Here is an 18,953-nt window from a genome sequence, read left to right on the forward strand (position 1 = left end):
TCAGGGGGTGTTTTTTCCTGATTAACGTTTTGATAAATAAATTGGCAGTTCATGGATCATTATTAAAACGAAAGAGTTAACGTAATAGTCTGTGATACACAGCGCATGTTTGAAAAGAGTTCTTTTTTTATTTGCTTTAAAATGGTTATCATACATAATTTTAGATTTAATTTCTTGCAATTCCTCCAGCTTTCAAATATAATTTTAAGATTTTGAAACGAAATGTTGCATTGTACGTAATAAATACCATAAGCTGGACAGTATAACAATAATGGAAAAGGGGGGATTATTGTGAAGGGAAAGCGCCGGAAGATGCTTGCGGGGCCATTGTTGCTCATGATGCTGCTGACGCTGCTGCTTCCTGTCTTGATTGGATCGCCGTCTGCACATGCAGCTGAAAAGAGCGGCGCCGTATATATTATTCCGGTTGATAAACCAATCGAGCAGGGTTTAGGCAAGTTCATGGAGCGTGGCTTCAAGGAAGCGGAAGCGATGAACGCTGGCCTGATTGTTCTCGATATCAATACGCCGGGAGGGCGTGTCGACACGGCAGAAGAACTGGGTAACCTGATTAAGGAAAGCCCTGTTCAGACCGTTGCTTTTGTCCGTGGAGACGCTGCTTCGGCTGGGAGTTTTCTGGCCTTAAATGCAGATAAGATCGTAATGTCGCCAGGCAGCATGATTGGTGCGGCAGCGATGGTAGACAGCACAGGCAAACATGTCGATGATCCGAAGCTGGTTGCATTCTGGAAGAGCAAAATGCAGGGAGCAGCGGAACAAGGCGGTCGTGACGGCAATATTGCAGCGGGAATGACTGATGTCAACATGGTAGTGGAGATGCCGGAGATCAATAAAACGAAGCAGAAGGGTGAAATTATTGCTTTGTCTGCCGAGGAAGCGCTGAAAGTGGGATATGCGGACCATATCAGCAAAACTCCGGAAGAAGCGGCAGCCTGGCTGGGTTACAGTCAGGATGATGTATTCACTGTAGAGCGCACTGCAGCAGAGAATATATCTTCTTTTCTGACCAACCCAGTTGTCATGACTGTACTTCTGTTTCTGGGGATTGCGGGTGTGGTCATTGAATTGATCGTACCTGGATTTGGAGTGCCTGGTATTGTGGGTATCGTCTGCTTCATTCTCTACTTCTCCGGGAACTACATTGCCGGTTTTGCTGGAGCAGAGACCTGGGTGCTCTTTACTGTTGGGCTCATCATGATGATCTTGGAGATGTTTATTCCAAGCATGGGGATTCTGGGGATTCTGGGATCCATCGCGCTTGTGGCCGGTGTCGTGCGTGCCGCATATGACACAAGTGATGCATTTGTATCACTGGGCATTGCTTTCGGAGCAGCGCTAGTGGTTATAGCCATCGTGGTGATTCTGTTTAAGGACAGAGGCATATGGAATCGATTTATACTGAGTGACAAATTGTCTGCCGATCGAGGTTATTCATCTGCGACAGAACGTAAAGAACTGATTGGTCTTCAAGGGATCAGCCTGACTCCGCTTCGTCCATCTGGAACAGCAATGTTTAATGGGGAACGGATTGATGTGGTTTCGGACGGAGACTTTATTCCAGTTGATACACCGATTATTGTGGTTAAAGCCGAAGGCACCCGGATTGTGGTCCAGCAAGCTTTGCCGGTGTAAACCGCTTGCTTTGCCGGAGTTCTGAGTGGACTTCGGCAGTGTACATAACCATATGGCAGTGCTGCTTGCCGAATGGTGTTTTTCTAATATTAGCAGCGTAATATTTGATATCTGTTATGATGAATTTTTACAAAATTAAAGTGCAATGGAGGAGTTTTGTCTATGGAACCAACCTTGATTACGGTTTTGCTCGTTGCGGTAGTTGCCATTATCGTATTGAGCGTATTCTTCAGCTTTTTCCCAGTAATGCTATGGATCTCGGCTATTGCTTCCGGTGTGCGTGTTGGAATTATTACACTGGTAGCGATGCGACTGAGACGTGTAACACCTAGCCGAATCGTAAATCCAATGATTAAAGCAACCAAAGCCGGTCTACAAATCTCTATGAACCAACTGGAAAGCCATTTTCTTGCCGGTGGTAACGTGGACCGCGTTGTCAACGCTTTGATTGCCGCACAGCGTGCAAACATTCCACTCGAATTTGAGCGTGCTGCTGCGATCGACCTTGCGGGCCGAGATGTTTTGCAGGCTGTACAGATGAGTGTCAATCCGCGTGTCATTGAAACTCCAGTTGTATCTGCAGTAGCCAAAGATGGTATTGAAGTCAATGTAAGAGCCAGAATTACAGTTCGTGCAAACATTGACCGACTCGTCGGTGGTGCTGGTGAAGAGACTATTATTGCCCGTGTCGGTGAAGGGATTGTAAGTACCAACGGTTCTGCGGACTCTCATAAAGAAGTACTGGAAAACCCGGATCTGATCTCCCGTACCGTATTGTCTAAAGGTCTGGATTCAGGGACTGCTTTTGAGATTTTGTCCATTGATATTGCAGACGTGGATGTAGGTAAAAACATTGGTGCCTTCCTGCAAACCGAGCAGGCTGAGGCTGATAAACGTATTGCACAGGCAAAAGCCGAAGAACGCCGCGCGATGGCTGTAGCCCAAGAGCAAGAGATGAAAGCGCGCGTAGTGGAAATGAGAGCACGTGTGGTTGAATCTGAATCCGAAGTGCCACTCGCAATGGCAGAAGCTTTGCGGAGCGGTAAAATTGGCGTAATGGATTATATGAACCTGAAAAATATTGAAGCAGACACGCAAATGCGTAACTCATTAGGAAAACCTGGTGAAGGTAACTCCAATAATCAGGGTGATTCCAAAAACGAAAGATAGGCGGTGAGTAAACATGGGCCTATTTGAATGGATTTTTGATAACCTGTATATTGTGGCAGTCGTGGGTTTTGCGCTCTTTTCCTTCCTTGGAAAAGCAGCCAAATCGGCTGATCCAAACAAGAGACGTCCCAATAACGGAATGCCTACTTTCGGAGGAAGCGGAGAAGTAGACCGAAATGACCGCTCTCCGTCACAAACAGCGACTCAGCAATCTGCCGGTGATACCCGTTATGATGATTCTTATGACGACAATGATCGGTATGAGGACGACCAGTACGATGATCGATATGATCATCCGTATCCTGATCCTGCGGCATCATCTCGTCAAGGAGACGATTTTAGTGGAAAAAACTTAATCGGCGGGATGGAAAGCTCACTCGAACAACAAATGAAAGAAATGGAAAAACAACAGCAATTGATTCAGAAGAGGTTGAATCGCTTTTCTTCTGCTAAAGCACCTGTTGTGTCAGATACCAGTTGGGATGAACCCTCAATTGGTGAATCGGGACAGTCGCTTTTACGCAAAGAAGATATCCGGAGCGGTGTGTTGTGGGCTGAAGTGTTGGGTCCTCCGCGTTCTAAACAGCCTTTTGGTTCGAGGGGCAAGTTGTAATAAGGAATTAATATGAAATAAACAGGAAAGAGCCGTTTCTGGTGAGCAACATGCCGGAGACGGCTTTTTTGCTGTGTCCTCTTTTTTTAGAATTAATGATCTAACACAAGCCGTAGTTTTCATAAAATCATGTCTCTCCGCATAAGTTGAACTGTAGAGGAAGGGGGAAGACCTTCGTATGACCCGGATCAGCCGCAAGCTGCGCAGATGGACCAGTGAGGTGCTGGATTTGCCGCAGGATGTGCTTTATGATATGCCACGGTTAACCCTGATCGGCAGCAAGCAATTGTATATAGAAAATCATCGCGGTGTGATCCATTTTACGCCCAATCGCATTGTTCTGGCGTTATCTCAAGGACAATTAGAAATTAAAGGGGCCGATTTGATGATTCGTAATATTTTGCCGGATGAAGTGGCGGTTGAAGGAACGATTTTGGATATACATATGAATGGAGCGGAGGGGAACGGATGAAACAGCCCAGTCTGTACAAACTGCGAGGTGCAGTCCGAATCACGGTCACTGGGGGGGACATCGAAGCGCTGATCAACATGGTGGCAGAGCAGGGACTGGAAGTGTGGAACCTGCGTGCCCATGATGGACGCAAGGCAGAAATGAACATTCTGCTGCCGCACTTTTTTAGGCTACGTCCTTTGTTGAAACGGACAGGCTGCAGGGTGAAAGTGACGCATCGAAGCGGGATTCCTTTTTTTATGGCCCGATTACTCAAAAGAAAGTTCTTCCTCGGGGGCATGGTGTTGTTCGTCATTGCGATGTTTGCACTATCATCGATGATTTGGAATGTGGAAGTGAAAGGAAATGTGAAAATCCCGACTGATGTGGTGCTTGCTGCTGCTAAAAAAGAAGGGATCTACCCTTTTCAATGGGGTTTTCGGCTGCAAAGTCAGGACAAGCTCTCCAGGCAGCTGGCATTGGCACTACCGGATGTAACCTGGATTGGTGTGAGCAAAGAGGGGACAACCATTACCATTCAGGTCGTGGAATCTGCACAGCCCCAGCGTGAACCGCTGTTGAATCCCAGACACTTGGTGAGCAAGTCGGATGCGGTCGTTACCCAAATCTACGCAGAACAGGGACGTCCGGTTGTACAGAAGAATATGCGCGTCAAGAAAGGGCAGGTATTGATATCGGGTATTTTGGGGGATGAAGAGAATACGGAGAATGTAGTAGCCAAAGGCGAGGTTCGCGGGCTCGTATGGCGTGAATATGAGGTGGAAGTCCCTCTGGTTCAGAAACATAACACGATGACAGGAGAGAGTAAGGAACGTTTCTATATTGTGCTTGGCAATTGGGCTGTGCAGCTCTGGGGATATGGCAAGACTCCGTTCAGTTCCTTCAATACGGCAAGTGACCATAAGCCGCTGACGTGGCGTTCTTTCACGCTTCCTATGGGATGGTTGACCGAGACCGATATGGAGACCAGGGAACAGGAAGAGCAGCAGACGGTGGAATGGGCCAGAACGAAAGGACTAGAGGGCGCCAGAAACGATATAATCGCCAAAAATGGCAAGGGAACAAAAATTTTAAGTGAAAAAATTTTGCATGAGAAGAAAGAGAATGGTAAAGTTTATATGAAAGTATTATTTGAAGTGGAAGAAAGCATTGCGGAAGAACTTCCGCTAGTCCATAGTCAAGGAGAATGAGGCTATTTGTCAGAGCAAACACGCAGCATACGAATCTCCCTCCAGAGTGCGGGAGAGGGTCAATCTCTTTTTGGACCCCAAGATATTTTTCTGAAACTGATTGAATCCGAGATTCCTGCACAGATCGCTTCTCGTGAAGCGGAGATTGTCATTCATGGCAGCACGAAGCATGTGGAATCGCTTGAACAATTATTCGATGTGTTACTGCAATTGGTACGTAATGGATATGTGTTAACCGAAAGGGACGTCAGCTATGCGATTGAACTGGCGAAGGATCTGCGTGCAGACCAGCTTCTCGACCTGTTCAAGGGTGAGATTACGACGACCTACCGGGGCAAACCGATCCGTGTCAAAACCATTGGACAGAAACACTATGTAACGACCATTAAGAAACGCGACGTCGTATTCGGGATCGGTCCTGCCGGTACAGGTAAAACCTACCTGGCTGTTGTGCTGGCGGTTGCCGCACTCAAGGAAGGAAGCGTCAAACGCATTGTGCTTACAAGGCCTGCTGTTGAAGCGGGTGAGAGCCTTGGTTTCCTGCCTGGAGATCTTCAGGAAAAGGTTGATCCTTATTTGCGGCCTTTGTATGATGCCTTGTACGATGTAATGGGGCAGGAGCAGACGGCCAAGGCACTGGAGCGCGGTTTGATTGAAATAGCGCCACTGGCATATATGAGGGGACGTACACTTGATGACTCATTCATCATTTTGGATGAAGCTCAGAATACGACACCTGAACAGATGAAAATGTTTTTGACCCGTCTTGGTTTTGGCTCCAAAATGGTCATCACCGGAGACGTGACACAAATTGATTTACCTCGCGGCAAAAAGTCAGGGCTTGTGGAAGCGAAAACGATACTCAGTGAAGTTGAAGAGATTGGATTTGTCTACTTTGCCGAGCAAGATGTTGTACGGCATTCCCTCGTCCAAAAAATTATCGTTGCATACAACCACGCCGCAGAAAATCAAGAATAGAAGGGATTGTCTAAGGTGACCTCGAAGGAACTGTCAAAAGGCAAATCTTTTCAGAATAAAGCTACAGGATGGAAGTATAGCGTGTGGGCACGCTATCTTCTGTTTTTGTTTCTGGTGATTCTCTTCTACGTGAGTCTGGCTTCCAAGCTGCTCCCCGAGCGGTATGATATTCAGGAAGGCACACGAAGTGAAGTGGATATTGCTGCGCCGATGCAGATTCCAAATACGAAGGCTACACTGAAAGCGCAGGAAGAAGCCGCTGAACGTGTACAGCCGATCTTTCAGATTGTGCAGCTGCGAAACGAAAATTTGATGACCACTCTGCTCGATCGTATTGATCGGCTGAATCAGGATGATCAGATTTCCAGTCAGGACAAGATTGACATCTATCGTGATGAGATTCCGCAGCGCCAGAAGGACTTTGTGTCCAACTTTATTAACAACAATCGGAAAGCGGGTACATACTCCGAAACTCTTTTGGAAGAAATCAGAAACGTGGTGCAGGAGCAAAGTTACCGGATCCCGGAAGAAACCTATATCAAAATTTCACGTCTGACCTCCGAAGATATCCAGGAGATGAAGCCCGTTGCCCGGGATATTGTCTCCAGGCTAATGACGGATCAGATCAGCGATGCTACAACGGCACGAGCAAAAGTGGCAGAGATGGTGAGTGTAAGCTCTCTAAGCAAGCGTACACAGCGTGAGGTGGTTCAGGAGCTTGCTCGTCTTGTGGTGACATCCAACCGCTTCTATGATGAAGAGGGTACGAAGGAAGCCAAGGTGCAGGCCCGTGAGAATACACAAACGGTCTATATCAAGCAGGGGGAAACATTGGTAGCCAAAGGTGAAACGATCACTCCCGAGATTTATACGCTGCTTGATGAGAATGATTTGCTGAAGAACGAAGTGAACTACTGGCCCCAGCTGGGGCTACTCATGCTGTCTTGTCTGTTGTCGGCAGCAATTCTGATGTATATTCAGCAATACAGCGGAACGCATTTCAAATATAACAATGCACAATTGCTGATGCTTGTACTTATCTTCATTATTACGATCGTGGTTATGCATGTAACAGCATTCATCCAGACGGCCGACAGGTCTTACGTGGGCTTCCTTGCACCGGTCGCGGTTGGAGCAATGTTAATTGCTTTACTGCTGGATACATCACTTGCTTTTGTTTGTTCAATCATTATTGGCATGCTGTCAAGCATCATCTTAAATACACACCAGGGTCAGATTTTTGATTTTGAACTCGGTTTCTTCGCGGTGCTGGTATCTTTTGTTGCCATATTCGCGACATACCGGGCAAGTCAGCGATCCACCATTTTAAAAGGTGCCATTATGGTCTGCCTGTTTGGTTCCATTGCCGTGTTTACACTGTCATTGATCGACACAGGTGACTGGAACCGGACAACTACGTTGTACGGCGTCGGATTTGCGTTTGCAGGCGGTGTATTAACGGCGATCCTCGTTATCGGGCTTATGCCGTTTTTCGAGACATCGTTTGGTATTTTGTCGGCATTGAAGCTGGTTGAGCTGTCAAATCCGAACCATCCGTTATTGCGCAAGCTGCTGACAGAAACGCCGGGCACTTATCATCACAGTGTGATGGTAGGAAACTTGTCTGAAGCCGCAGCGGAAGCTATAGGGGCAAATGGTCTGCTCTGCCGAGTAGGTTCGTATTATCATGATATTGGCAAGACCAAGCGACCGATATATTTTATTGAAAATCAGAACAATATGGAGAATCCGCATGATTCCATAGATCCCAAGCTGAGCAAATCGATTATCGTTGCACACGCACGGGATGGTGTGGAGATGCAGAAGGATTACAAGCTGCCAAAACCAATTCGGGATATCGCAGAGCAGCATCACGGTACGACCTTCCTCCATTACTTCTATCACAAAGCACTGCGCCAAGCGGAAGAAGCAGGCGTTGAGCCTGATTTCACCGAAGAGGATTTCCGTTATCCTGGGCCGAAGGCTCAGTCCAAGGAATCTGCTATTGTTGGCATTGCCGACAGCGTGGAGGCTGCTGTGAGATCTTTGCGCAAACCGACAGTGGAGCAAGTGGAGTCCATGATTGAGAAAATTATCAAGGGGCGTCTCGATGATCATCAGTTCAACGACTGTGATCTGACGATGCGTGAGCTGGACATCGTAGCTAAGACGCTGAAAGAAACGGTAATGGGGATTTTCCACTCCCGTATTGAATACCCGGAAGAGATCAAGAAACCGAAACCGACTTCACCTGAAGCGGGTTGACTTACTATTATGAGCAGACAGGAGTTATGAAAGAATGAGTCTTAACCTGGCATGGAATAATGAACAACAGGATAAAGAAATTACGGAGCCGATGATTGCAATGCTGGAGCAGCTGCTGAACCTTGCCGGGGAAGCAGAGGGCGTTGCGGATGGGGAGGTTGCCCTGACTTTTGTGGATGATGCACAGATTCATGAGCTGAACCGTGATTACCGCGGAATCGATCGTCCGACAGACGTGTTGTCATTTGCGATGAATGAGACGATGGACGAGGAACTGGATATCATCTATGAACTGGATGAGGATGAAGAGATGGAAGAGATGCCTGATGTTCTCGGTGACATCATTATTTCCGTTCCTCGCACCATCCTGCAAAGTGAGGAATATGGGCATTCATTTGAACGTGAGCTTGGTTTCCTGTTTGTGCACGGTTTCCTGCACCTGCTCGGATACGACCATCAGGACGAAGCAAGTGAAGCTGAAATGATGGGCAAACAAGAAGCTGTACTGGCCCAGGCCGGGTTGACACGATAATGAAAGGGCGCTCCTGGAGTCTGGTGTTCCGCAATGCGGCAGAAGGAATCGTATACGGTTTTCGGACACAGCGAAATGTTAGGGTTCATTCGGGAGTAGCCGTCATCATGTGTTCGGCCGGATTTATCTTCGGAATTTCCAGAACAGACTGGATGTTTTTACTTACAGCCATCTTTTTGGTAATGGTGACCGAATTAATGAACACTGCCGTTGAGGCAGCAGTGGATCTGGCACATCCGCATATTCATCCGCTTGCAAAAGCGGCGAAAGACACCGCGGCTGGTGCAGTTTTGCTGGCTGCGGTGTTCGCCGTAGTCATCGGATGTATGGTTTTCGGCAAACCGGTGTTGAACTGGCTCGGTTTGCTATAAATGCAAGTTTAATTTCAGATTTAACCTGAGGGAGAGATTGGATTATGGATAACAAACTGCTCATGCAAGAAGCCATCAAGGCACGTGAAAAAGCGTATACACCTTATTCCCACTTTGGCGTAGGAGCAGCACTGCTGGACAGTGAGGGCAATGTGCATCACGGATGCAACATTGAGAATGCTGCATATACACCGAGCAACTGTGCTGAACGAACAGCTCTTTTCAGTGCGATCGCAGGCGGGCATCAGCCCCGCAGCTTCAAGGCGATTGCTGTGGTCGGGGATACAGAAGGCCCGATTGCTCCATGTGGTGTGTGTCGTCAGGTCATGATTGAGTTGTGTGAACCGGATATGAAAGTCATTATGGGCAACCTGAAGGGTGATCAGCAGGAGACTACGGTTGCCGAGCTGCTGCCGTGGGCTTTTGGTCCGTCGGATCTGGACTTTGCTAAAAAATAATACATTCCAGGCCTAGGCGCCTGAGGAGGACCATATGAAAAAACAAGCATTTAAATCCGGCTTTGTAGCCATTGTTGGACGTCCCAATGTTGGTAAATCAACCTTGATGAATCAGGTCATTGGACAAAAGATAGCTATTATGTCGGACAAGCCGCAAACCACTCGAAACAAAATACATGGGGTGTACACCTCCGAAGATAAACAAATTGTCTTTCTGGATACACCAGGGATTCATAAACGTCAATCGAAGCTCGGCGACTACATGAATCAGACTGCTCTGAATACACTCGGTGAAGTGGAAGCTGCCTTGTTCCTGATTGACGCTTCCGAGGGAATGGGCGGTGGAGATCGTTACATCGCTGAACAGCTTAAAAATATAAGAACACCTGTCATTCTGGTCATGAATAAGATTGACAAAATCGAACCGGAGGCGCTGCTGCCGCTTATTGAGGAGTATCGCAAACTGCATGATTTTGCTGAGATCGTGCCCGTCTCCGCTAAGCTTGGCAGCAATGTGAGTACATTGTTGGAACAGCTTGGCAATTACTTACCGGAAGGGCCGCAGTACTATCCGGAAGATCAAATTACCGACCACCCGGAACAGTTCGTTTGTGCGGAGCTGATACGGGAGAAAATTCTGCAAATGACCCGGGAAGAGGTTCCACACTCCATTGCTGTAACCATTGAGGATATGAAGGTTCAGGACAACGGGGTAGTGTACATTTCGGCAGTTATTTTTGTCGAACGAGATTCGCAAAAAGGGATCATTATCGGCAAGCAGGGAGCTCTATTGAAAGAGGTAGGCAAGCGAGCCCGAACGGATATTCAAAACCTGTTGGGTTCAAAAATCTTCATGGACCTATGGGTTAAGGTGAAGAAGGACTGGAGAAATCAGGATCGCGTGCTGCGTGATTTAGGCTTCGGTCGCGAATAAACAATTCAGTATCCATTAATTGCAACACATAGTTTACCTTGCAAGACTCCATCCTACTGGTAGATGCAGACGTCATTTCTAATGAGAGGATGAAATTCTGATGCGAGATTTTTCGTGGAAGGTTTTTGCAATGACGGGGGATGTGGAGTCCTATTTGTTATATACCGAGGCTTGTGCCTCAACAGGTCAGGAGTCTGATACTGCAGGGGAAGTGATAGAAGATGAAGAAGCCGAAGGTTAATTGGCTGATTCGGGAATGGTTAGGTGACGAGGCATGCTATACAGGGTGGAAGGGATTGTCATCCGCAGCATGGACTACGGCGAGGGAAACAAAATTATTACGCTTTGCACCGAAAGCGGTGGAAAAGTAGGTGTGCTCGTCCGTGGTGCCAAAAAGCCCAAAAGCCGACATGCTGCACTAGTGCAGCCGTTTACGTATGGCCAGTATGTTTATTTTCGAAACACGGGCCTCGGAACACTGAATGCGGGCGAAATCATCGAGTCGTATCATGAGCTGCGGGAAGATCTGGTCAAAGCCGCTTTTGCATCCTACGCGTGTGAACTGCTGGACCGGGTTCTGCAGGATGAGGAGACAGGAGCATTCTGGTTCAAACAGTTAAAGGCTTGTCTCCAAGCGTTAAAGGAAGAGAAGGATCCGACCGTCATAACTAGTCTTTATGAGATGAAAATATTACAGGCGGCGGGCTACGGCCCGTCACTTGATGAATGCATATCATGTGGTCAGGAGCGACCGGATGAGCAGTTATTTGTCAGCCCAAGGTTGGGTGGGGTTCTCTGCAGAGCTTGTAAACACTTTGACCCGCCGGCTTTGTCTGTAAGTCCCAAAGCTCTGAGATTACTGCGATTGTTTGCACAGCTGGACTTGCAGCGATTGGGCAACATATCAGTCAGCGAGAGCACAAGAGATGAAATGAAGAAGATTATGAGAGCCTTCATGGATCATCAGCTCGGTCTCAATTTAAAAACCCGTTCTTTTCTTGATCAGATGGAGAAGTACGGGATTTAACGAGTTATTTTTGGAGGATCATAAATTATCTTGACTTTGCACTCTTTTTTATTTAATATGGATTATAATTTCTCTTTTTGGAGACATGCATTGAACGAGATAGTAGGAGACTTGATTTAATGTTCTTCGTAGGGGAGGCCACATGGCCTTGAGTACGGTGATTGAAGCGAGCCTGGGATGGTGAAAGCCGGGATGAATCGGTCTGTGAAACGGCACTCGGGAGCATGAATGGACACGGAAAAGTGGGCTTGTGTGAACAGATTATCCTGTTTTGTACACAAGCCAAGTAGGGTGGAACCGCGGGAATAGCTCTCGTCCCTACGTCTGGACAACAGGCGTAGGGCGAGGGTTTTTTGTATTTTGGAATTGTTTTCCCTGGAGAACAAGGCCTTAATCTTATAACCCTCGCAAAACGTAGCTTTGTCCATCCAACATCTGGCTTCGATTGTTCTTGTGCTATTCGAAGCGTTCTAGGCTTGCCAAACAATCCCATTGAAAAGGAGCATGATTATGAATTTTCAGCAGATGATTCTAACGCTGCAGCAATTCTGGGCCGAGCATAACTGTATTATTGTTCAGCCTTATGATACGGAAAAAGGGGCAGGTACGATGAACCCAATGACCTTTTTGCGTTCGCTTGGACCAGAACCTTGGAAAGTCGCTTATGTAGAGCCTTCACGTCGTCCTTCGGATGGACGTTACGGAGAGAATCCGAACCGTCTGTATCAGCATCATCAGTTCCAAGTCATTATCAAGCCTTCACCGGACAACATTCAGGAAATTTACCTGGAAAGTCTGAAACGCCTGGGAATTGATCCACTGAAGCATGATATCCGTTTTGTTGAAGATAACTGGGAGAATCCTTCTCTTGGCTGCGCTGGTCTGGGCTGGGAAGTCTGGCTGGATGGTATGGAAATCACGCAATTTACATATTTCCAGCAAGTCGGTGGAATTGAGACGAATCCGGTAGCCGTTGAAATTACGTATGGTATGGAGCGTCTTGCTTCTTACATTCAGGAAAAAGAAAATGTGTTTGAACTGGAATGGGTAGAGGGAATCAGCTATGGTGATGTATTCCTTCAGCCTGAATTCGAACACTCCAAATATACGTTTGAAGTATCTGATGTGAAAATGCTGTTTACCCTCTTCAACATGCATGAAGAAGAAGCCAACAAAGCTATGGCACAGCATTTGGTATTCCCGGCATATGACTATGTGCTGAAATGTTCCCATACCTTCAACCTGCTGGACGCACGTGGAGCAATCAGTGTAACGGAACGTACCGGTTACATTACCCGTGTCCGCAATCTGGCACGGCAAGTGGCTGCAACATATGTGGAAGAGCGTGAGAAGCTTGGCTTCCCGCTGATCAAGAAAGGGGGAGCCGAGCATGTCTAAGGATCTGTTGTTTGAAATTGGTCTGGAAGAAGTTCCTGCACGCTTCATGCGCGCAGCGATTGAACAGCTGCAGGATCGTATCGTGAAATGGCTGGATGCATCCCGCATAACACACGGTGAGGTAAATGCTTACGCTACACCGCGTCGATTGGCTGTTTTGATTCAGGATGTTGCCGAGAAGCAGGAGGATGTGGAGGAAGAAGTAAAAGGCCCATCCCGTAAAATTGCACTCGATGACAGCGGTAACTGGAGCAAAGCAGCACTGGGATTTGCCCGCAGTCAAGGAGTTGAACCGGATCAATTTACGTTCAAGGAACTGAGCGGTGTTGAATATATCTATGCGACGAAGAGCAGCAAAGGTGTGGAGACTTCATCCGTGATTGGTGAAGGCCTGCTGTCTATATTGCACGCGATGACATTCCCAAAATTCATGCGCTGGGCTTCCTATGATTTCAAATTTGTGCGCCCGATTCGCTGGATTGTCGCTCTGCTCGGCAGTGAGGTCATCGAGATTGAAGTTGCAGGAGTGAAATCTGGCAACGTTACTCGTGGACATCGTTTTCTCGGCAAAGAGACCGTGATCTCTAATCCTGCCTCTTATGTTGAAGTGCTGCGTTCCGAACATGTTATCGCAGATATCCAGGAACGGGAGCAGATGATTGTATCCCAAATTCAGGCACTTGCTGCTGAGAAGAAATGGGATATCGCGATTAAGGAAGATTTGCTGGAGGAAGTACTGTTCCTCGTGGAAACACCAACCGTATTGTTCGGAACATTTGATCCTTCTTTCTTGAATATCCCTCAGGAAGTATTGATTACTTCGATGCGTGAGCATCAGCGTTATTTCCCTGTCCTGGATAGTGAGGGACAATTGCTGCCTTACTTTGTAACGGTTCGAAACGGTGGCAGTGATTCGCTTGATGTGATTGCCAAAGGTAACGAAAAAGTGCTGCGTGCACGTCTGTCCGATGCCAAGTTCTTCTACGAGGAGGACCAGAAGCTGGAGATTAAGGACGCATTATCCAAACTGGAGAGCATCGTCTTCCAGGAAGAACTGGGTACAGTGGGAGATAAAGTTCGCCGCATTCGCAAAATTGCGGATGGTCTCGCAGCCAAGCTGCAAGTTTCTGCGGATGTTGCCGAATCGGTGAGTCGTTCCGCAGATATCTGCAAATTTGACCTGGTTACACTGATGGTGGGTGAATTCCCTGAGCTGCAAGGTGTTATGGGTGAGGATTATGCACGCAAGGCAGGCGAAAAGGAAGAAGTGGCCAAAGCGGTATTTGAACACTACCAACCGCGTTTTGCCGGGGATCAATCTCCTGCTTCGCTTGAAGGTGCTATCGTGAGTGCTGCCGACAAGATGGATACCATTGTAGGCTGTTTCTCCATCAATATCATCCCAACCGGATCTCAGGATCCTTACGCACTGCGTCGTCAGGCGGCAGGTATTGTACAAATTTTGCTGGATCACAATCTTCCGCTGACCTTGTCCGATGTGTTCGGTGTTGCGCTTCAGGTACATGCTCAGATGAATCTGTTGAAACGTGCGGACGAAGAGGTTCGTAAAGATTTGCAGGACTTCTTCGGACTTCGTGTGAAAAAACTGTTGTCCGAGACGGTTCGCTATGATGTCGTTGATGCGGTGATTTCTGCCGGATTCGATGATATTAGTGCAATTGTACCGAAAGGTGAAGCTCTGATGGCGGCTGTTCAAACCGGAGACGCGTTTAAAACGACAGTCGAGTCCTTCAATCGTGTTGGCAACCTTGCTGCCAAAGCTTCCAATTCTTCTGTGCATCCTGAACTGTTCACCGAAGAGGGAGAGCGGCAGTTGCATGAGGCATGGAGCAGAACCAATGAGGAGTATCGCAATGCACTTTCCCAGCACGATGCTGCTGAAGCGCTGGCGATTGCCTCGGCTTGGAAGGACGCTATTACGGCATTCTTTGATTCCGTGATGGTAATGGCCGAAGATGAGGCTGTACGTGCAAACCGTTTGGCTCTGCTTGCAGCCATCGACCGTGACTTGAAAGGATTTGCCGATTTCTCCAAATTGGTGGTAGTATAATAACCCCGTCCCAATCGGGTTAGAGGGTACGCATAAAATTCAGTATTAAAGAAGGATATATGAGGGTATAAATATACGGAACGGGTTGTGAGTTTTATTTTTAACAGCCGTTCCGTATTTTAGCCTTTGATTTACCTTGACTGGTCAGAAGGAATTTGGCTGGCGGAAGTCGTATATAACAATATGCAGCTATTTTATGAAACCGGGTGATCCTGAGGTTGAGTGAGTTGAATATACGCCACATTGTTGTGGACGGTGATGCTTGCCCGGTGAAAGCGGAGATTGCGGAAACGGCCCGCCGTTTTAATATCCCCGTATTGTTGGTATCTTCCTTTGATCATTTGCTTCAGGGCGGAGAAGGGGTACGAACGGTGCAAGTGGACCGCAGTGATCAGAGTGCGGATTTGTACATCGCCAACCATATTAAGGCCTATGATGTAGTCATTACACAGGATTATGGACTGGCTGCGCTCGCGCTTGGCAAACGTTGTTATGTTTTATCATTTCGTGGTCGCGAATTTAATGATCGTGATATTGATTTTATGCTCGATTCCCGTCATACTGCCGCCAAAGCACGAAAAAGAGGGCATTATGGGAAGGGCCCAAAGCCTTTCACAGAGCAGGATCGGGAAATTTTTCAACATAAACTGACAAAACTTTTAAAAGATTTGCAGGAGAATGTGTAAGTTTAGCGAATTATATTTACGTGTTGAAAGAGATGAAGGTGGCCCTAGATGAGTACCGGACAAGGCGGTATACCCGAAAGCATTATTGAATCGGTGTTACAGCAGCATGATATTGTCGATACGGTGAGCAGATTTGTGCATCTGACCAAGCAGGGGAAATACATGAAAGGCCTCTGCCCTTTTCATTCGGAGAAGACGCCTTCGTTCACGGTCACACCAGAGAAACAAATTTTCTATTGCTACGGTTGCGGCACGGGTGGAAATGCCATCAAATTCAGGATGGAAATCGAAGGGTTATCCTTTCCCGAGGCTGTCAAAACGATGGCAGAAGAAAGTCACATTTCAATGGGAGACTGGCAGGGGCGTGAATCCGCTCATGTGAATCCGGAGACCGAACGTCTGCTGGAGGCGTATGAGCTTACTGCAAAACTGTATCATTTCTTATTGAAAAATACAGAGCATGGAAAGGCAGCCATGGATTATTTGCGCTCGCGCGGCTTTAGCGACAAGCTGATTGACCAGTTCCAGATTGGCTATGCGCCGAATCGCTGGGACACGCTGGTGCAATTTCTGGAGAAACGCAACTTTCCGCTTGAAGAGATGGAAAAGGGCGGTCTTCTGTCACAGCGGAATGAGGGTCAGGGCTATGTGGACCGCTTCCGAGACAGGGTCATGTTCCCGATTAATGGCAGAAGCGGAAAACCGATTGCATTTGCAGGTCGCATTTTGGGAGACGGGCAGCCAAAATACCTAAATTCACCGGAAACCCGGTTATTTAACAAAAGCCGTGTTCTCTATAATCTGCATCAGGCCAAAAATGCAATCCGCAAACAAAGACAAGCTATTTTGTTCGAAGGTTACGGGGACGTGATCTCCGCTTGGGATCAAGAGATCCAGAACGGAGTTGCGGCCATGGGTACAGCGCTGACCGAGAATCAGGCCCTCATGCTCAAGGGCATGTGCGACGAAGTCATTATCTGTTATGACGGGGACCGGGCTGGACAGGCTGCTGCACTTAAAAACTTCCCCATTCTGGAGGAGGCCGGGCTGCAAGTTAAGGTTGCTCTTATACCCGAGGGACTTGATCCGGATGACTTTATCCGCAAGTACGGTGGTGAACGGTTTCGCAACCAGATTGTAGAAGGTGCTGTAACCACAACAAAATTTAAGCTTATAAACCTTAAAAAAAACCATATACTGCTAGAAGGCGGCGGTCTAATCGCCTATTCCAGGGAAGCGGTAAAGCTAATTGCTCCATTGTCTTCCCCAACAGAACGCGAAGTTTACTTACGTGAACTGGCTGCTGAAGTGGATGTATCTTTTGAGACACTCAAGCAGGAGTGCAATGAAGAGCGCCAGTCCATGAAAAATAACGAGCAGTATGGGGATAATAACCCGAAAAGGTGGAATAATGGTAGGCAACAAAATAGGCAGGTGCCTACACCCAATCTGTTGCCGGCTTACCATGCTGCTGAGCGTAAACTTCTGGCCTGGATGCTTCAGGATGACGAGGCTGCACAGTATGTGAATGAGCATCTTGGTGAAGCTTTTAACTTGGATGATCATGCAGCTATTGCTGCTTATCTATATGCCTACTATGCGCAAGGCAAATCGCCGGATACAAGCCGTTTTATGTCCTCATTGCATGATGACCGATTGGAGAAAACCGTCAGTTCAATCTCAATGATGGATGGCCCGGGTGAATGGAACGTTCAGATGCTCGATGATTGTATCAGGGAAGTGCTGAAATATCCGCGCAAAAAAGAGTACGATCTAAAAAAAGAAGAAATGATTGCTGCAGAGCGTGCAGGGGATTTTGTACGCGCGGCGCAAATCGCAACTGAAATGATTGCCCTAGAGAGACAGTAAATGTCCGTGAGTTGGATGTTTCTAGGGAGGAGGGAGTCGAGTTATGGCGAATGATCAGCATACTGAACTAGAAACAGAATTGACGCTGGATCAGGTTAAAGATCAACTGATTGAATCAGGCAAGAAAAGAGCTTCGCTGAATTACAAGGAAATTATTGAGAAACTCTCCCCGTTTGAGCAGGATGCAGAGCAAATGGATGAGTTTTACGAACAACTAAGCGACCTGGGGATCGATGTTGTAAACGAAAATGATGAAGAGGTTACACTTCGCCCTAATGATGACTCAGAAAACAACAGCAGAGAGGGAGACGATGAATTCCACTTTGATGATGATCTGAGCTTGCCTCCAGGTATCAAAATCAATGACCCTGTTCGTATGTATCTGAAGGAAATTGGTCGTGTGCCTTTGCTGTCTGCTGATGACGAAGTGGAACTGGCTAAGCGGATTGAAAATGGGGATGAAGAAGCGAAGCGCCGACTGGCTGAAGCCAACCTCAGGCTTGTAGTCAGTATCGCCAAGCGTTATGTAGGACGCGGTATGTTGTTCCTTGACTTGATTCAGGAAGGAAACATGGGTCTGATCAAGGCAGTTGAAAAGTTTGACCACAAGAAGGGTTACAAGTTCAGTACGTATGCTACTTGGTGGATTCGTCAAGCGATCACACGTGCCATTGCCGATCAGGCACGTACCATTCGTATTCCTGTTCATATGGTAGAAACGATTAATAAACTGATTCGGGTATCCCGTCAGTTGTTGCAGGAGCTTGGACGCGAACCAACGCCGGAAGAGATCGCAGCTGAAATGGATCTGAGCGTGGAGAAAGTGCGTGAGATCACGAAGATTGCACAGGAACCGGTTTCCCTGGAAACACCGATTGGTGAAGAAGACGATTCCCATCTGGGCGATTTTATCGAGGATCAGGAAGCGTTGGCTCCAGCAGATGCTGCTGCTTATGAATTGCTAAAAGAACAGCTTGAAGACGTGCTGGATACGTTAACAGAGCGTGAAGAAAATGTGCTTCGCCTTCGTTTTGGTCTGGACGATGGACGGACGAGAACGCTGGAAGAAGTGGGCAAGGTATTTGGGGTTACGCGTGAGCGTATTCGTCAGATCGAAGCCAAGGCTCTTCGTAAATTGCGTCACCCAAGCCGCAGCAAACGGCTTAAGGATTTCCTCGAATAATAGAACTATGGGAGACTTTTCGCAGGCCGCTCAGGCGGCGGCGAGGTCTCCTTTATTTTTAAATGAAACATCTTAATTGCTTG

The 18,953-nt window shown here is 47.4% G+C and carries 19 protein-coding genes; all 19 read left to right on the forward strand.

The window, feature by feature from the left end; all coding sequences use genetic code 11:
- Positions 1–312 precede the first annotated feature (312 nt).
- The 19 genes from HP552_RS21840 to rpoD all read left to right on the forward strand — a co-directional run bounded on the left by HP552_RS21840 (position 313) and on the right by rpoD (position 18,870).
- On the forward strand, positions 313–1,653 hold the full coding sequence (locus tag HP552_RS21840; protein WP_175397617.1) for an NfeD family protein: 1,341 nt from the start codon (positions 313–315) through the stop codon (positions 1,651–1,653).
- A 162-nt stretch (positions 1,654–1,815) separates the two neighbouring features.
- Positions 1,816–2,823 (forward strand): flotillin-like protein FloA, encoded by a 1,008-nt coding sequence (gene floA, locus HP552_RS21845; RefSeq protein WP_175397486.1) that lies wholly within the window; start codon positions 1,816–1,818, stop codon positions 2,821–2,823.
- A gap of 13 nt (positions 2,824–2,836) precedes the next feature.
- Positions 2,837–3,436 carry a YqfB family membrane protein gene (locus tag HP552_RS21850; protein ID WP_175397487.1) on the forward strand — a complete coding sequence of 200 codons (600 nt, stop codon included), beginning with the start codon at positions 2,837–2,839 and terminating at the stop codon, positions 3,434–3,436.
- 178 nt (positions 3,437–3,614) lie between these two features.
- The gene (gene yqfC, locus HP552_RS21855) at positions 3,615–3,908 is read left to right on the forward strand and encodes a sporulation protein YqfC (protein ID WP_175397488.1); all 294 of its coding nucleotides are present in this window, start codon (positions 3,615–3,617) and stop codon (positions 3,906–3,908) included.
- The gene (gene yqfD, locus HP552_RS21860; protein ID WP_175397489.1) at positions 3,905–5,098 is read left to right on the forward strand and encodes a sporulation protein YqfD; all 1,194 of its coding nucleotides are present in this window, start codon (positions 3,905–3,907) and stop codon (positions 5,096–5,098) included. Before yqfC ends, yqfD begins: the two co-directional genes overlap by 4 nt.
- Positions 5,099–5,104: 6 nt before the next feature.
- A complete protein-coding gene (locus HP552_RS21865) occupies positions 5,105–6,076 on the forward strand; it encodes a PhoH family protein (protein ID WP_175397490.1) in 972 nt (323 codons plus the stop codon).
- A gap of 15 nt (positions 6,077–6,091) precedes the next feature.
- A complete protein-coding gene (locus HP552_RS21870; protein ID WP_175397491.1) occupies positions 6,092–8,341 on the forward strand; it encodes an HD family phosphohydrolase in 2,250 nt (749 codons plus the stop codon).
- A 34-nt stretch (positions 8,342–8,375) separates the two neighbouring features.
- A complete protein-coding gene (gene ybeY, locus HP552_RS21875) occupies positions 8,376–8,873 on the forward strand; it encodes an rRNA maturation RNase YbeY (protein WP_175397492.1) in 498 nt (165 codons plus the stop codon).
- Positions 8,873–9,244: a diacylglycerol kinase family protein gene (locus HP552_RS21880; protein WP_175397493.1), complete on the forward strand. Its 372-nt coding sequence runs from the start codon at positions 8,873–8,875 to the stop codon at positions 9,242–9,244. The genes ybeY and HP552_RS21880 overlap by 1 nt, the downstream gene beginning before the upstream one ends.
- 44 nt (positions 9,245–9,288) lie before the next feature.
- Positions 9,289–9,702, forward strand: a complete 414-nt coding sequence (locus tag HP552_RS21885; protein ID WP_175397494.1) for a cytidine deaminase — start codon at positions 9,289–9,291, stop codon at positions 9,700–9,702.
- Positions 9,703–9,736: 34 nt separating this feature from the next.
- Positions 9,737–10,636 (forward strand): GTPase Era, encoded by a 900-nt coding sequence (gene era, locus HP552_RS21890; protein WP_175397495.1) that lies wholly within the window; start codon positions 9,737–9,739, stop codon positions 10,634–10,636.
- Positions 10,637–10,736: 100 nt separating this feature from the next.
- Positions 10,737–10,877, forward strand: coding sequence for a YqzL family protein (locus HP552_RS21895; protein ID WP_175397496.1), 141 nt, complete (start codon positions 10,737–10,739; stop codon positions 10,875–10,877).
- A gap of 33 nt (positions 10,878–10,910) precedes the next feature.
- Positions 10,911–11,663, forward strand: a complete 753-nt coding sequence (gene recO / locus HP552_RS21900) for a DNA repair protein RecO (RefSeq protein ID WP_175397497.1) — start codon at positions 10,911–10,913, stop codon at positions 11,661–11,663.
- A 161-nt stretch (positions 11,664–11,824) separates the two neighbouring features.
- Positions 11,825–11,953, forward strand: coding sequence for a hypothetical protein (locus HP552_RS35460; protein WP_281366149.1), 129 nt, complete (start codon positions 11,825–11,827; stop codon positions 11,951–11,953).
- 220 nt (positions 11,954–12,173) lie between these two features.
- Positions 12,174–13,061 carry a glycine--tRNA ligase subunit alpha gene (gene glyQ / locus HP552_RS21905; protein ID WP_175397498.1) on the forward strand — a complete coding sequence of 296 codons (888 nt, stop codon included), beginning with the start codon at positions 12,174–12,176 and terminating at the stop codon, positions 13,059–13,061.
- Complete coding sequence (gene glyS / locus HP552_RS21910; protein ID WP_175397499.1) at positions 13,054–15,132, forward strand: glycine--tRNA ligase subunit beta; 2,079 nt, start codon at positions 13,054–13,056, stop codon at positions 15,130–15,132. The genes glyQ and glyS overlap by 8 nt, the downstream gene beginning before the upstream one ends.
- A gap of 218 nt (positions 15,133–15,350) precedes the next feature.
- Positions 15,351–15,818 (forward strand): YaiI/YqxD family protein, encoded by a 468-nt coding sequence (locus HP552_RS21915; RefSeq protein ID WP_376768972.1) that lies wholly within the window; start codon positions 15,351–15,353, stop codon positions 15,816–15,818.
- A 48-nt stretch (positions 15,819–15,866) separates the two neighbouring features.
- Entirely contained in the window at positions 15,867–17,687 is a 1,821-nt protein-coding gene (gene dnaG / locus HP552_RS21920; RefSeq protein WP_175397501.1) for a DNA primase, read from the forward strand.
- A gap of 43 nt (positions 17,688–17,730) precedes the next feature.
- Positions 17,731–18,870 (forward strand): RNA polymerase sigma factor RpoD, encoded by a 1,140-nt coding sequence (gene rpoD, locus HP552_RS21925; protein ID WP_095289908.1) that lies wholly within the window; start codon positions 17,731–17,733, stop codon positions 18,868–18,870.
- Positions 18,871–18,953 lie beyond the last annotated feature (83 nt).

Origin of the sequence: Paenibacillus xylanilyticus, assembly GCF_013359935.1 — a bacterium.
Taxonomy (GTDB): Bacteria; Bacillota; Bacilli; order Paenibacillales; family Paenibacillaceae; genus Paenibacillus; species Paenibacillus xylanilyticus.

Bases quoted from the DNA above. Each gene is read 5' to 3' on its own strand.
- HP552_RS21840 (WP_175397617.1), top strand. From the start codon at position 313: ATGCTTGCGGGGCCATTGTTGCTCATGATGCTGCTGACGCTGCTGCTT.
- floA (WP_175397486.1), top strand. From the start codon at position 1,816: ATGGAACCAACCTTGATTACGGTTTTGCTCGTTGCGGTAGTTGCCATT.
- HP552_RS21850 (WP_175397487.1), top strand. From the start codon at position 2,837: ATGGGCCTATTTGAATGGATTTTTGATAACCTGTATATTGTGGCAGTC.
- yqfC (WP_175397488.1), top strand. From the start codon at position 3,615: ATGACCCGGATCAGCCGCAAGCTGCGCAGATGGACCAGTGAGGTGCTG.
- yqfD (WP_175397489.1), top strand. From the start codon at position 3,905: ATGAAACAGCCCAGTCTGTACAAACTGCGAGGTGCAGTCCGAATCACG.
- ybeY (WP_175397492.1), top strand. From the start codon at position 8,376: ATGAGTCTTAACCTGGCATGGAATAATGAACAACAGGATAAAGAAATT.
- HP552_RS21880 (WP_175397493.1), top strand. From the start codon at position 8,873: ATGAAAGGGCGCTCCTGGAGTCTGGTGTTCCGCAATGCGGCAGAAGGA.
- HP552_RS21885 (WP_175397494.1), top strand. From the start codon at position 9,289: ATGGATAACAAACTGCTCATGCAAGAAGCCATCAAGGCACGTGAAAAA.
- era (WP_175397495.1), top strand. From the start codon at position 9,737: ATGAAAAAACAAGCATTTAAATCCGGCTTTGTAGCCATTGTTGGACGT.
- HP552_RS21895 (WP_175397496.1), top strand. From the start codon at position 10,737: ATGCGAGATTTTTCGTGGAAGGTTTTTGCAATGACGGGGGATGTGGAG.
- recO (WP_175397497.1), top strand. From the start codon at position 10,911: ATGCTATACAGGGTGGAAGGGATTGTCATCCGCAGCATGGACTACGGC.
- glyQ (WP_175397498.1), top strand. From the start codon at position 12,174: ATGAATTTTCAGCAGATGATTCTAACGCTGCAGCAATTCTGGGCCGAG.
- glyS (WP_175397499.1), top strand. From the start codon at position 13,054: ATGTCTAAGGATCTGTTGTTTGAAATTGGTCTGGAAGAAGTTCCTGCA.
- dnaG (WP_175397501.1), top strand. From the start codon at position 15,867: ATGAGTACCGGACAAGGCGGTATACCCGAAAGCATTATTGAATCGGTG.
- rpoD (WP_095289908.1), top strand. From the start codon at position 17,731: ATGGCGAATGATCAGCATACTGAACTAGAAACAGAATTGACGCTGGAT.